At 35.8% G+C, this 13,401-nt stretch carries 12 protein-coding genes and 4 pseudogenes; 8 read left to right on the forward strand and 8 right to left on the reverse strand.

All coding sequences use genetic code 11. The features are described from left to right. On the forward strand, positions 1–95 hold a 95-nt coding region (locus AAIE21_RS15365; protein ID WP_343267758.1), incomplete at its 5' end, for an IS3 family transposase. An 810-nt stretch (positions 96–905) separates the two neighbouring features. Here AAIE21_RS15365 and AAIE21_RS15370 read toward each other — a convergent pair. From AAIE21_RS15370 to AAIE21_RS15385, 4 genes and pseudogenes are all read right to left on the reverse strand, one after another. Continuing rightward, on the reverse strand, positions 906–2,336 hold the full coding sequence (locus tag AAIE21_RS15370; RefSeq protein ID WP_343267568.1) for an MDR family MFS transporter: 1,431 nt from the start codon (positions 2,334–2,336) through the stop codon (positions 906–908). 780 nt (positions 2,337–3,116) lie between these two features. Beyond that, positions 3,117–3,428, reverse strand: a complete 312-nt coding sequence (locus AAIE21_RS15375) for a heavy metal-binding domain-containing protein (RefSeq protein ID WP_343267569.1) — start codon at positions 3,426–3,428, stop codon at positions 3,117–3,119. 142 nt (positions 3,429–3,570) lie between these two features. Beyond that, positions 3,571–4,371, reverse strand: a complete 801-nt coding sequence (locus AAIE21_RS15380) for an ABC transporter ATP-binding protein (RefSeq protein WP_343267570.1) — start codon at positions 4,369–4,371, stop codon at positions 3,571–3,573. 122 nt (positions 4,372–4,493) lie between these two features. Next, a pseudogene (locus tag AAIE21_RS15385) lies at positions 4,494–5,213 on the reverse strand (MFS transporter); the annotation flags it as partial. Position 5,214: 1 nt separating this feature from the next. Between AAIE21_RS15385 and AAIE21_RS15390 the strand changes: the two are divergent. After that, positions 5,215–5,510 (forward strand): annotated as a pseudogene (locus AAIE21_RS15390) (hypothetical protein); the annotation flags it as partial. Between the two features lie 298 nt (positions 5,511–5,808). Then, positions 5,809–6,375 carry a hypothetical protein gene (locus AAIE21_RS15395; RefSeq protein WP_343267571.1) on the forward strand — a complete coding sequence of 189 codons (567 nt, stop codon included), beginning with the start codon at positions 5,809–5,811 and terminating at the stop codon, positions 6,373–6,375. 61 nt (positions 6,376–6,436) lie between these two features. Here the strand turns inward: AAIE21_RS15395 and AAIE21_RS15400 are convergent. Further along, positions 6,437–7,003 (reverse strand): annotated as a pseudogene (locus AAIE21_RS15400) (DUF3967 domain-containing protein). A gap of 63 nt (positions 7,004–7,066) precedes the next feature. Next, positions 7,067–7,410 (reverse strand): annotated as a pseudogene (locus tag AAIE21_RS15405) (RNA-guided endonuclease TnpB family protein); the annotation flags it as partial. A 274-nt stretch (positions 7,411–7,684) separates the two neighbouring features. On the opposite strand from AAIE21_RS15405, the gene AAIE21_RS15410 reads away from it, so the two are divergent. Beyond that, complete coding sequence (locus AAIE21_RS15410; protein WP_343267572.1) at positions 7,685–7,903, forward strand: alpha/beta-type small acid-soluble spore protein; 219 nt, start codon at positions 7,685–7,687, stop codon at positions 7,901–7,903. A 142-nt stretch (positions 7,904–8,045) separates the two neighbouring features. On the opposite strand, the gene dhaK is transcribed toward AAIE21_RS15410, so the two are convergent. Then, complete coding sequence (gene dhaK / locus AAIE21_RS15415; RefSeq protein ID WP_343267573.1) at positions 8,046–9,797, reverse strand: dihydroxyacetone kinase subunit DhaK; 1,752 nt, start codon at positions 9,795–9,797, stop codon at positions 8,046–8,048. Positions 9,798–10,031: 234 nt separating this feature from the next. Between dhaK and dhaS the strand changes: the two genes are divergently transcribed. The 3 genes from dhaS (at position 10,032) to AAIE21_RS15430 (ending at position 12,217) form a co-directional block, all read left to right on the forward strand. After that, positions 10,032–10,604 carry a dihydroxyacetone kinase transcriptional activator DhaS gene (gene dhaS, locus AAIE21_RS15420; protein WP_343267574.1) on the forward strand — a complete coding sequence of 191 codons (573 nt, stop codon included), beginning with the start codon at positions 10,032–10,034 and terminating at the stop codon, positions 10,602–10,604. 13 nt (positions 10,605–10,617) lie between these two features. Continuing rightward, the gene (gene dhaQ, locus AAIE21_RS15425) at positions 10,618–11,616 is read left to right on the forward strand and encodes a DhaKLM operon coactivator DhaQ (RefSeq protein WP_343267575.1); all 999 of its coding nucleotides are present in this window, start codon (positions 10,618–10,620) and stop codon (positions 11,614–11,616) included. A gap of 238 nt (positions 11,617–11,854) precedes the next feature. Continuing rightward, positions 11,855–12,217 (forward strand): hypothetical protein, encoded by a 363-nt coding sequence (locus AAIE21_RS15430; protein ID WP_343267576.1) that lies wholly within the window; start codon positions 11,855–11,857, stop codon positions 12,215–12,217. 90 nt (positions 12,218–12,307) lie between these two features. Here the strand turns inward: AAIE21_RS15430 and AAIE21_RS15435 are convergent, their stop codons facing one another. Next, entirely contained in the window at positions 12,308–12,688 is a 381-nt protein-coding gene (locus tag AAIE21_RS15435) for a VOC family protein (protein WP_343267577.1), read from the reverse strand. 181 nt (positions 12,689–12,869) lie between these two features. On the opposite strand from AAIE21_RS15435, the gene AAIE21_RS15440 reads away from it, so the two are divergent. Further along, positions 12,870–13,400, forward strand: coding sequence for a GNAT family N-acetyltransferase (locus AAIE21_RS15440; RefSeq protein ID WP_343267578.1), 531 nt, complete (start codon positions 12,870–12,872; stop codon positions 13,398–13,400). The last annotated feature ends 1 nt before the right edge of the window (position 13,401 follow it).

The raw sequence follows: 13,401 nt of genomic DNA on the forward strand, positions 1-13,401 counted from the left end.
AATATATTCATTACTATAATCATGATCGTATTAAAATAAAACTAAAAGGAATGAGTCCTGTACAATACAGAACTCATTTCTCGCAAGCTGCTTAAAAATATGTGTCTAACTTTTTGGGTTCACTTCACAGTGGATGCTCTTTTGAGAGTGGAGTTTCCCTAGTATAAGACTAAGCTAGCTTGTCCTACACTATAATATATGCTTATCCTTTTCAATTGGTGCTATCATATATTAAACTAATCCTATATCAAAAGGAGAACTCAACTATGTCTAATTTCAATGGAATGTGGCTTATTTTAGGATTCTTATTATTTCTATTTGGGTTAATTATCCTAGCATTGTTCATTAACATATAACCCTACATATTCATAACAAAGAAAAAGGCACTCGCTTCGGATGCTTTTTCACGTTACTTTCTCTTCTAATTGATATGGCAAATTACTAATATTAATTTTTCACCATTAACCATAGTAAATACAGCTTCTTGGACATATTTCACTTCATACTTTGACATTCCGTATCCCTCACTTTCTATTCAAATAACGCTTTTGTTTAGTCTTTAATACTTTTACTATTTACCTCTTATCACATTTCATCTCTCATATAATAAAGATAACTAAGCAAGAAGAGGCTTTAAGAAAAAGCGAAAAATCAAACGGAAAATTTATTAATTTAAAGGGATCAAACATCGTGACTCTATTTCAAGTCCACAAATGGAAAAAGTCTATATCCTCGTAGTTGAGAATATCGACTTTCATTTTCAAATCACTTTATTTTTCGTAGTACTTTAGACATTGTGATTAAAATAAAAACCTCATTTTTCAGTGGCATCACTAAAAAATGAGGTTTTAATTATTCAACAATATATGATAAATCTATTAACTTATCGAATGAAAACCTTACTTTCAAGACTCCATATCAGATTCTGGAGCAATTGCCTTTTTGATAAATAACGCAATAACGAAAGCAATACAACATAAGAATAAGGCAAACCAGTAGGCATGATGTACACCGATTGTCATGGCTTCATTCATTAACTGTTCTGTTACTGGAGTTGATTGTTTTTCAATATGACTTTGAGTACTTTGGGTCATAATACTTACAAAGATAGAGACTCCAAGTGCTCCTGCAATTGGCTGCAAAGTATTTGCAATAGCTGTACCGTGTGGATATAGATGCTTCGGTAATTCATTTAATCCATTTGTTTGAGCTGGCATCATAATTGCTGAAATAGATAGCATCAATATGATATATACCATTATGAAAGACCATATCGGTATGGAAGGCGTGATATTACTAAAGAATATCATGACCCCAATCAACATAATTGTACCAGGAATGATTAATTTTCGAGGACCATATTTATCAAATAACGTACCCATTACTGGCGACATTAATCCGTTTAATAACGCACCTGGCAATAACAATAGTCCAGCTACCTTCGCAGTGTATCCGAGAGGTCCTTGTAAATACATTGGCATTACAATTTCAGATGCAAACATCGCCATGATAACAATAACAAAAAGACTAACGCCTCTTGTGTAATTTTTATATTTGAATACACGAACATCCAATAGTGGTTGCTCTAATTTCAACTGGCGTAGAACAAATAGAACTAAGCTAATTATGCTAATTACGATAATAGAAATGATTGTGATTGATAAGAAACCTCCTGCATGTTCTCCAGCACTACTAAAACCATAAATCATTCCACCAATACCAATAGTTGAGAGAATAATCGATATAATATCTATCTTAGGACGTGTAACCTCTCCAACATTTTGCAAATATTTTAACGCAAATACAATTGAAAATAACACGAAAGGTATAACAAATAAGAATAGCCATCGCCAACCGAATAGATCAACAATTACCCCCGATAGAGTAGGCCCCATTGCAGGTGCGAACATGATAACCAAACCAAAGGTCCCCATAATTTTCCCGCGGACTTCAGGCGGATAAAGTAAAAGCAAAGCATTCATAATAACAGGGATTAACACCCCTGTACCAATAGCTTGTACCATACGACCGATTAACAACATTGGAAAATTCACTGCACAAGCAGCAATTATTGTTCCGATTAAAAAAATAGTCATAACACCTATAAACAATTGTCTTGTCGTGAACCATTGAATTAATGATGCAGAAATTGGCATTAAAACACCCATAACAAGCATAAACCCAGTTGCCAGCCACTGAACAGTTGGCGCATCAACGTTGAATACAGTCATTAGCTTCGTTAAAGCAATATTCAATAAGGTTTCGTTTAATATGACAAAAAATGCACCAATGATGAAAGTTATTAATATTACTCTAGAATTAATTTTCTTTTCCATAAAGTTCCTCCGATATTTCTACCATAAACAAATATAACGAGCAGGAAGCCATTATTTAAAATACCTTCTGAAATAGCCTCATTTGCCATGACTTGTTTATTTTACAGATAATATACCTTTCTAATTCCTTATAAAACGCAAAAATATTTCACATCATTCCTTATTTATCCCAGCTCCTTCTCTTAGTTCTTTCAAATAATTAGGACAAGGCACAACCTTAATTATCAATCCATCACGTTCTCTGCACTTTTTATTTTTTACCACCATACTGCTTCCTTTCAAATTAGAAAATCACAGGTAATCTGCCTGTGATTCAGAGTAAAGGAGAATACATCCATCCTTATGCAATTAAAAGGAAGCCAAAATAACCTTCTTTTACTGATTGAACTACCTCTAAACAAGCTTGAGGTTAGAGATTCTCCTGCTTTTACCTCATTTTATTTGATAAGATCATTATACACCAAAACAAACATATGTTCTATAAAAAGATTCATCTCCCGCCAAATTTTTATATGGTAATATTCACCTATAATTAATGCAGGATAAATATTTACTTTCAATCAAAAAGAAAAGACACTCTCATGAGTGCCCTCTCCGACTTGATAACCACCTTAATTTTAACAATATGTAATTGGACTCCCATCCAATTACCACTCTATCATATTTATCTGCATGCGATGTTGAGAAAATAACAAACGGCTCTACTACAGTACCAAAAACCCCCTCAGAATATGTTTACTCTAAGGGGGAATCCTATCATTCTATAAAATACTTCTTTGTTTATATACGAACAGCCGTACCACTTACCGCAACCATTAACATGCCGTCACGAACAACTTCGTAGTCTACATCAACGCCAACAATTGCGTTTGCGCCTTTTTGCTTCGCAAGTTGTTTCATCTCTTCCATCGCAATATCACGTGCTTCTTTTAATTTACTTTCATATGCACCAGCGCGTCCACCTACAACATCACGAACGGAGGCGAATAAATCACGAACAATATTGGCCCCCATAATTGCTTCACCATTTACAATATCCACATACTCAATAATTTCTTTTCCTTGAATTCCAGAAGTTGTTGTTATAATCATTACTGACACTCTCCTATTATGTATTGACGTTTCTTATGCTTTTATTATGGCATCGCAAAACGAAATAAACTATCTAATAACCTTACAGAAATGTGACATCTTTGTAAGATATATAAATAAATAGATCAAAAGCACCTTCCTATTAAACACTCGCTCTATCTTTTCGAATCTCAATTGTACGTAAACTATAAAGGAGCACCCCTAGCCCTAATATTTTTTCATTCTTAGACGCATTGGAACCTAATGTAATAGTAGGCACATTGAGTCCCATAAACCTTTCGCTCCATTCTATCGGCATATACCCTTGCTTACCGATTGCTAATGTACGTCCATCTGTTGTACGCAGCGTACTTTGGATAAAATCAAACTCCACTTCTACATCGGACAACTTCGTTTCTTTATCCGCCATTAAAGAACCACGTATCGAGCCAAATCCTTGTATCATCTTTTCTTTAAACATACCAATCTGGTTATAATTCGAATCATAGATTACCCAATCATACCCATCAACTTCCGTATGAAAATATGCAAGAATTTCCCCACTACTCGTTTCTAATCCATACACATCTCTATTCCCTAAAAAAGGGATCACTGAAAACAGAATGTTAGATGACATAATCTTTGTTCCAGCAATATACCCTCCATCTGGATGGTATAAACCAAATTGTGTATTTCGTTTCGGCAATTCCAATACGACAAACGTATCAACATCCCAAAACGTTACATCACTTTTCACCGAATTCTTCTCAATCGTATTTCCTTTTCGCAGTTGCCAAAATCCAATTCCGAGGAAAACAGAAGAAACAATCAAAATAAAGATAACCTGTCCCCAATCCACCATTCCCCACGTTCCATATACACACCATAGTACATATAGAAAAATAACTGTTCCGATTAGAAGTTTAAATCTCCCTTTCCGCTTATAATAATCAAATAATTCCATTTCTGCATCTCTACCCCTTATTTGTATGTCTCAACTATTAATGTATCAAAAATCGATGAATTTCCCTAGAAAAAAATGGCTTCGATGCAATATCGAAGCCAACTTTTTCACCTTAAACGCTATTACGATGACATTTTATTCAGCCTTTCTTGAGATTGAATATTGGTTCTAACAAACAGTCCAGTGTATAAGAGGAATGTCCCCATTATTACAATGATACCGATGTAAACGGACATCATCGTAGGAGCCAAAAATGCACCAACGATAATAGTCATTCTTGCAATTAGATCCGCGCCAATATCTGATAGACCAGCAAAAGCTGAATACGATCCTCTTTTATCAGCTGGAATCATATTAGCTTGTTCTGCATTTCTGATTGGAGAGTAGACAAGTTCACCAACAGTAGCAATGCGATTAAAAATAACCAGTACGTACCAAGTGTTTGCAGATGTTACTGTCACATAGCCTATCCCATAGAGTACAAGACCTAAAAGTAACGCTTTTTTCCCACTTAAACGATCTGTAAATTTATTTACAACAAACGTTAAACATACTACTAAAAGCATATTTTGTATGTTAAGAAGACTGAGCATCCTTACTCCTACTATTTCAAAGTTCCCAATACTTATTGTATGAAATCTTTCGGAAAGTCGTACATCAATATAACTATTTAAAGAGAACTCTGCCGCAAATATGCAGGTAGACCCTATTACAACTTTTAAAAATGCTCTATCTTGAATCGCAACTTTATAATTTTGAATGAGATCAAGTACTATATTTTCATGATTTTTTTCTAAGCACTCTTTCACTTCCGCAACTAGCCAAATTTTATAAGCAATTGGTTTGGCTAAGATTTTAAAAACAAATAAAACATTAAAAAGCAACTCGCTACATACAAACATACACATTTTGAGAAGTGGGCCACATTAAATAAAAGGGTTGAAAAAGAACTGATAGAATCCTCTATTATGATTCCCTTATACTATGATAAACGCCAGATTCCTTTTTCATCAGATTTAACGAATATTAAGATGAAATATTTTGGATATGTGGATTTTTCTCAACTTTGGGTAAGACCCCATGCCCATCAGCTTAAGAAAATGAATAACCTTCCAAAACGAAAAAATGCACTGTCATAGACAACTATAGCAAGATAGATTTTTCACTTTTCAAATACTGAATTTAATTGAATCACTATATACAAAAATGCGGAACTGTTCGCTAGATATCCTTTATATTCTTAAGAATAATGAAGATGTACCTAACAAGTAGGAGGCATCATAAAGGTAGCGAAATTCCGCATAGAAATATCCCTATGTATCTTCTACAATGTATTCTCCAATACCTTAAATACGTATAGGCAGACATACAAGAAAAAAGACTTATTTTGCATTATATATAATAATAAATATGATACGTAAAGGAGTCTGGTTATTCTTGAACCTAAATAACAAAAATAATTGTAATCCTCATGCAATTGCTTGTCCTATCCCTAACACTGTCAGTATTCCTATTCAAGGTATTCCAAATCCTCCAGTGCCACCAGAACCTGCTGTCACTGCAAGTAACGCTTTAATAGGTCATACTGCTCCTGTTACAGTAGTAAACCCTGATACGCCGATACCTTTAGACACAGATCAATTAATTAATGGAACTACAATCTCACATATCCCACCATCGCCTATCATTTTACTTGCACCTAATCACACTTATTCAGTTGAATACTCTGTATATGGTTCTGCACCAGCAGGTAGTGGTTTAAACGTTGCTCTTCGTTTAAATGGAGCTACAGTGCTTCCCTTTAGTGAAGCAACTAATGATTTTAATTTTATATCACCTACTCCACTTCCAGTAGGAGCATCAGGAGGAGCCATCATTAATACAACCGGTAATACTCTAAATACTTTAGAGGTGTTTAATCAAGCACCTACTGGTCCTACTACATTCAGAAGTATTCCTCCATTCTTTAGAGCTGTCAGTGTTCGTATAATTCAATTATCTTAGATATCTAAATTTACTTTACGGATATTATCGTTATATTTTTAATCCCTTACCAGAACTTCCATCACGGCTTTTTCTTCTCTTTTGCAGCTGCAATCTCTGCCGAAATTCTTGCATTAATTTCTTTATCTCCTGAATCTCACGAAACGTTTTCATAAGGTGCTCATCCCGTGCTTCTAATCGTTTTCAACTCGTTCGTTATGTTGTCTATACTTTCCTCAATTCGTATACTTCTTTGCTCTGCCTGTTCACTTAATCGTTTTTCCATCTCTAACATACTCTGATTCATTTCTTACGCCATAACGCTGTATTGTTGCTGTAATTTTTGTTTAATGTGAAATGGTATTAAATCTGTTTCCTCTGTCTCTTCTTCAATCAATTCAGGATCAATACTTTCCAATTGCCGCGCAATCATCTTCGCTGCCTTCTCTAGTGTCATACCGTCATGCTTACTTAGCTCAATAAGCTTCTCAATGACCATAATGCCCTGTTCTGTGTATTCCCGTCTACCGTGCTTATCCTTTTTTACTGTAAATCCTTCTCACTGCAACACTTCCATGTACTTTCTTAACGTGCTATCACTAATGCGTAGCCCTTTATATACATCACTAGCAGTTTGAACTACCCCCACTTAACAGTCTAACAAACTATCTGAAGTGGGAGATTCCTACGAACACCAAAGTATCCCTCAGCTTTATGAGTAGGCAATCCCTGTAGTCCCTACGGTTAGAAGCCTTAAGGCCTCTTTTCTCAAATTTTTTCTTGCGTTGACATTTCGATCATGATGCGTACCACAAGAAGGACACTTCCATTCACGTACTTTCAGATCTTTCACATCTTTATTTTTATTGCCACAATGCGAACAAAGTTAAGAGCTAGCGAATGTTTTAGATACCACGACGACTTGTTTCCCATACCACTCTGCCTTATACGCAAGCATCGCTCTGAATTGTGACCAAGATACTTCTTAAATCGCTTGTGATTCTGTAACATATTGGATACTTGCAAATCTTCTATTCCAATCACATCGTGGTTTTTGGGATGTGATTCTTTAGCTTGATGGTTATGAGATAAGACCCTTCATTTAAAGTTTACAAGAAATCCGATACACTTGTAACAATTGTCATCCTATTTCATTCTCCTGATCTCAAAGGTAAGATCGCATTCTACGATCTTACCTTTTTTATTTTTCGTTTATTAGGAATATGGAAACATCGTTATCAAATCTAATTATAAAACACCCATATATTGGTATACACACTTAACCAAAATTATAATAACATTATATACAAATTAAATGGAGGTGCTGAAATTGAATATCCAGGGACATAATTATAATTCAAATGAGATTCTTATAACTGGTGCAGCAGGAGCGATTGAGCAAATGAAATATGAAATTGCACACGAATTTGGGGTTACACTTGGTCCAGAGACATCTGCACGCGCGAATGGTTCTGTTGGTGGAGAAATTACAAAGCGTTTAGTTCGAATGGGTCAAGAAAAACTAATGGGACAATATAGAATCCATTAAAGATATCTACATAGAAAAGAATAATAATAAAAAAGGTACCTATTGCTTCATCAGGTACCTTTTTAGCGTTTTCTCTTTCTTATTTTCCTTCTATTTATCTACATACTTTGAAATTTCCAGTATCCAGAAACACAAACTTCCATTATTTGAGGCTACGAGATAGTTCTGTAAAGATAACCCCTAACGCATAAGCACCAGCATCGGGATACCCCAAGCTTCTTTCGCCAACTGTACCAGCGCGGCCCATTCGAGCAACGATTTCTTTTGTATATTCTGCTCCTTTAACAGCAGCCTCTGCCCCTTTTTCAAAAGCAGTTTTAAAATCCGCACCAGTTGCAGCACTTTCTGTCCAAGCATTGACACAAGGCGCAAGCGCATCTACAAGCGTTTTATCGCCTACTTCTGCCCCTCTTCCGAAAGATCGCTCTCCAATGGACTGTATTCCTTTCAGTGAAGCTTCCAACATTTCAGCAAACTCTCCGACTGTTAATTCCATTTTTCCTTCTACAGCCTTACCTGCAGCCCGGAAAGCTCCGCCCCAAATTGGACCAGAAGCCCCGCCGCAATGTTCCATAATTACCATAGAGCACGCATCAAGGAAAGTCCCAATATTTAAATGCTCTTGATTTAAAATCGAGCTCCATTCTCTTTTTAATTGTTTAAATCCTTTCGCGACACTCATCCCAAAATCACCATCGCCTGCATGCGTATCCAATTCGCAGAAAGGTACTTCGTTCTTAATAATGATTTCGCTCATTTTATCGACAAGATACATCATGTTATCTAATGTGATTACCTCATTCTTGATGACCCTGTGTTCTTCTGCTGTTTCTGTCTCAAAGGAAACAGGTTTCTCTTCCCCCTGTTCTTCAATGTCAACATATTCTACACTCTCAACTGGTCCATCTACTTTAAACGCAGGTGTATTACATTCTTTCGATAGCAATGTTTTCAGCTCATCATCTAGTTTCATGACAGTTAAAGAAAGTCCAGCCATATCAATACTTGTCATGTAATTACCGACAAACGTTCTATTGATTCGTATATTTCTTTTGCTTAACTCTCTCGTAACTGCATTGTTAAACAGATATAGTTCTTGAAGCGGTGTGCCGCCAAATCCGTTTACTAGAACAGCAATTTCAGCATCTTCATCTAGCCCTAAATCTTTCACAAGATCATTTGTCATACGTAAAGCAAGTTCATCTGCAGTCATAATTTTTTCACGTTTTCTTCCTGGTTCTCCGTGGATACCAACGCCATATTCCATCTCATCTTCACCTAATTTAAAAGTAGGCGATCCACTAGCCGGAACTGTACAAGAAGTTAGCGCCAGACCAATTGTTCGAACATTTGCCGCTGCTTTTTCCGCTACAGCTTTGACTTGCATTAAATCCATACCTTCTTCTGCTGCCGCACCAGCAATTTTATGCACGAGCACAACTCCTGCAACGCCGCGACGGCCCACTGTATACAGACTATCTTCTACCGCAATATCATCATCTACGCGAACATATTCAACTTGAATTCCGTCTTCAGTAGCTAAGTGAGCACCATTTTTAAAGTTCATAATATCTCCGCTGTAATTTTTAATAATAAGCAGCGTCCCTTTTTTGCTAGCTGTTGCTTTAATCGCCTGATACACCTGGATTTGCGAAGGAGAAGCAAACACGTCTCCGCATACCGCCGCATCCAGCATTCCTTTTCCTACTAACCCCGCATGTGCCGGTTCATGTCCACTACCGCCACCGCTAATTAAAGTTACCTTATTTTCGTTCATTTCTTTTTTCTTGATTACTTTATACTTTTTCAAAAGCTCTAGTTCCGGATGAGCCATAACCATCCCATTGCACATCTCCATAACGAGTGTTTCAGGTTGATTTATAATTTTTTTCATTTGTTATTCCTCCTCTGTAAGCTTTGTTACATTCTTCGTGAACCTATTAACGCTCGCAATACATTCTCTTCTGAACTATGATATATTTGAAAGCGTCTTCTTATTAACTATAGTAAAATGAAAGCGTTTTATGGTAAACGGACAAAATGAACGATTTGTCCAAAGACACCCTCTTCATTTAGAGATAGGATGTTACTATTATGAAAAACGAATAAAATTGTAGGGATGATTATCATGAGCTCTTCTATCATTTCCAAAAAAATCATAGCCAACTCACTAAAACAATTAATGGAAACAGAACCTTTTCATAAAATATCTGTGAGTGATATTATGTTGAATTGTCAGATGCGTAGGCAAACATTCTATTATCATTTTAAAGATAAATTCGAATTGCTAAGTTGGATTTATAAAGAAGAAACGAAGGAAAATATTATGGACTTTCTTGATTATGAAAAATGGGAAAATATTTTCGACCTATTATTCCATTACTTTTATCAAAATCAAGGGTTCTACCGAAATGCATTTAAAGTAATCGAGCAAAATTCATTTAATTACTATCTGTTTGAACATACGAAAAACTTATATATCAAAATTATCGATGAGCTATTAATTGGCTGTAAATTAGACATTTCTGAGGTAAAAAAAGATACCTTAGCCTCTTTTTATAGTCACGGATTTGTTGGGACAATAAAAGATTGGATTGAGAATCATTGCGCTATTGATCCGTCTATCATGTCTTCGATGATGAAAAATATGATAAACAATCAATTAGTGCTTTTACTAAAGCAATCAGTAAACAATTCATAAGGTGGAAAAAACAATGAAAAAAATTATAAATGATGTTCAAAATATTGTTCAGGATATGTTACATGGCTTTTATTTTGAACATAGCGATAGAATATCTTATAACAAAGACTACAACATCATTTATCAGAAAGACCTTTCCGAAATCGAGCAAGATGTTGTCATCATAAGCGGTGGTGGTAGCGGGCATGAGCCAGCTGATATTGGTTATGTAGGAAAAGGCATGCTTTCAGCAGCAGTCAATGGAGAGATTTTCACTCCCCCTTCGCCAGAACAAATCGTAGCGGCAGTTCGCTCTGTGCCCAAGGACAAAAGTATCCTACTCATTATTAAAAACTTCAAAGCTGACGTAGAAAGCTTCTTAACTGCTGAATCTTTAGCAAAACAAGAAGGAAGACGGATTGATCATGTCATTGTACATGATGATGTTTCCATTGAAGATGATGCTTCCTTCAATAAAAGAAGACGAGGAGTAGCTGGGACAATTTTCGTTCATAAAATACTCGGAGCAGCAGCTCTTGAAGGCCATTCTCTGCAACAATTAACAGACATCGGCCATTTTGTTATCCGTAATCTGCATACATTAGGAGTCGCGCTCTCTCCAGCAACCAATCCTACTCAAGACAACGTTTCTTTTACACTGCAAGACAATGAAGTTTTCTACGGAGTCGGCATCCACGGCGAAAAAGGGTACCGGAAAGAAATATTATCTTCTTCTGAAAAATTGGCGATTGAACTAATGAATAAACTCAAAAGTATTTATCGCTGGAAAAAAGGAGACAAATTCGCCATCCTCATTAATGGATTAGGTGCTACTCCATTAATGGAACAATATATCTTCGCAAACGACATTCGCCGTTTATGTGAACTTGAAGGATTGGATATTCGAGTTGTAAAAGTTGGTACCCATCTAACTTCTTTAGATATGCAAGGTGCGTCATTAAGCTTACTGAAAATAGAAGACCCGCTTTGGGAGAAATGGTTGAAAGCGGATGTTAAAGTGGCTAGCTGGTAGCCGAGATTAACCTCAGGTGTGGACCTATAAACACATCTGAGGGTTTTTGCATTTTACAAATATAGCTATTTTCACTAACTCGACAGAGATATGTTCCCCCTAATTCAAGATGGAAATTGATACTTGATTCAGAATCGATTCCATTACTATTTGTGTTTCTATATACATTTGCTGTTTCATAGTGCCGAATTTTTTGTTATTCTTAAACTTTACTCAATGAATAAAGGAAGGTATACATATGACAGAGATATTAGATTTATCTTTATACTTCATCTTGTTTATCCTCATCCTATCCGTAATCTGTTTCATCTTAATGGTACTCATGAGGATTTTTAGAAAACCAATGAATAAACATCGTTCTGTTGAAAAAGAATTAAAAAAACATTCTTCAACAACAGATTCAGCAGGACATAAAGACGCTAATGTAGCCACGAAAGATACGGAAGCGAATTGGATGAATGCAGTGATGACAGCATCTTTTCTTACTGCTTCTATGAAAAATGCCAATGAACATGCAAATACCGACCATGATTCAGGAACTGACAGCGATAGTTCCGATGCAGCAGGTCATGGTGATTCATTCGATGGCGTGGACTCGTAGGCTGCATCATTAGAGTCCAAAAACACTTGTCGATTCTGAAACATAGAAAAACCCCTGCTTTTTGTTCAACAAGCAGGAGGTTTTGATAATTTATTTCTTCTCCATCACAGCAAAATAATTCTCTTCATAATCAGCGAAGTTAAATACTCTGCCAAAAGGCATATTCACAATTTTTCCGACTGTAATATTTTTATTTAATAGGTCGTTACGTAATTCATCGAGATTTTCCGTGAAAAACATTAAAGAAGGTGTCCCAAGATTTAATCCAGGTGACATTTTAGCAATGAATTCCTTATTCTGCAAAATAATGCTTGTTTCTGCGCCCTTTGCTGGAGCAATTTCAATCCATCTCATTCCTTGCCCGTTATCTTCTTCAGCAACGACACGAAATCCTACTTTTTCTGTCCAAAACTCCACTGCCTCATCTTGGTTATTTACATACAACATAATTTGGCCAACTCTATGAATCATAGATCTTCCCACTCCCTTATATTAAGTAAATACCTGTGCCTTTCCATCGCCAAGGTTTCTGAAACCTGATGACAACTTAATAGATACGACAATACTTTAAAACTTCCTTCTAAAATATAAGTAGGAGATTATCAGGGTGGCAGAGAATATTAACAAAATATTTTTATAAGGGGGAATATCATTGTCAATTTCAAAAGAGACTGTTAGTTACATGATTCGTACAGGAACAATAGAAGATTCCGAAGCAACTTTAGACATACAGAGATCTGTCGTTTCTGAAGGCCACTTTCTCATTTCGTTACCTGAAGAGTTTAAAAAAACATCATCCGAGCAAAGAGAATGGGTACAGAACGTATTGGAGAATGAAAGAGAAACATTACTTGTTGCTGAAAAAGATGGTGAAGTTGTTGGTTGGATTGTATTTATGAACGAGAATAAAGAGAGATTATCTCATACAGGTTCCTTTGGAATTATGATCAGTAAAAATCACAGAGGACTAGGAATCGGAAAAATGCTCCTACAAGCTTTATTAGATTGGGCAGAGAAAAATCCTCTTATTGAGAAAATCAGTTTAGGAGTTTTTTCAACAAATCATCATGCAATCTCTTTATACAAACAGATGGGTTTCATTGAAGAAGGCCGTAAGATTAAAGAATTTAAAATGAATGATAATGAATATGTAGATGATATTCTTATGTATAAACTCGTTTAGT

It is taken from the genome of Paenibacillus sp. 102, from assembly GCF_039549175.1.
Taxonomy (GTDB): domain Bacteria; phylum Bacillota; class Bacilli; order Bacillales; family Bacillaceae_G; genus Bacillus_A.

Excerpts from the sequence above, each read along its gene's own strand:
- AAIE21_RS15370 (WP_343267568.1), bottom strand. The coding sequence starts at position 2,336 with ATGGAAAAGAAAATTAATTCTAGAGTAATATTAATAACTTTCATCATT.
- AAIE21_RS15375 (WP_343267569.1), bottom strand. The coding sequence starts at position 3,428 with ATGATTATAACAACAACTTCTGGAATTCAAGGAAAAGAAATTATTGAG.
- AAIE21_RS15380 (WP_343267570.1), bottom strand. The coding sequence starts at position 4,371 with ATGGAATTATTTGATTATTATAAGCGGAAAGGGAGATTTAAACTTCTA.
- dhaK (WP_343267573.1), bottom strand. The coding sequence starts at position 9,797 with ATGAAAAAAATTATAAATCAACCTGAAACACTCGTTATGGAGATGTGC.
- dhaS (WP_343267574.1), top strand. The coding sequence starts at position 10,032 with ATGAGCTCTTCTATCATTTCCAAAAAAATCATAGCCAACTCACTAAAA.
- dhaQ (WP_343267575.1), top strand. The coding sequence starts at position 10,618 with ATGAAAAAAATTATAAATGATGTTCAAAATATTGTTCAGGATATGTTA.
- AAIE21_RS15430 (WP_343267576.1), top strand. The coding sequence starts at position 11,855 with ATGACAGAGATATTAGATTTATCTTTATACTTCATCTTGTTTATCCTC.
- AAIE21_RS15435 (WP_343267577.1), bottom strand. The coding sequence starts at position 12,688 with ATGATTCATAGAGTTGGCCAAATTATGTTGTATGTAAATAACCAAGAT.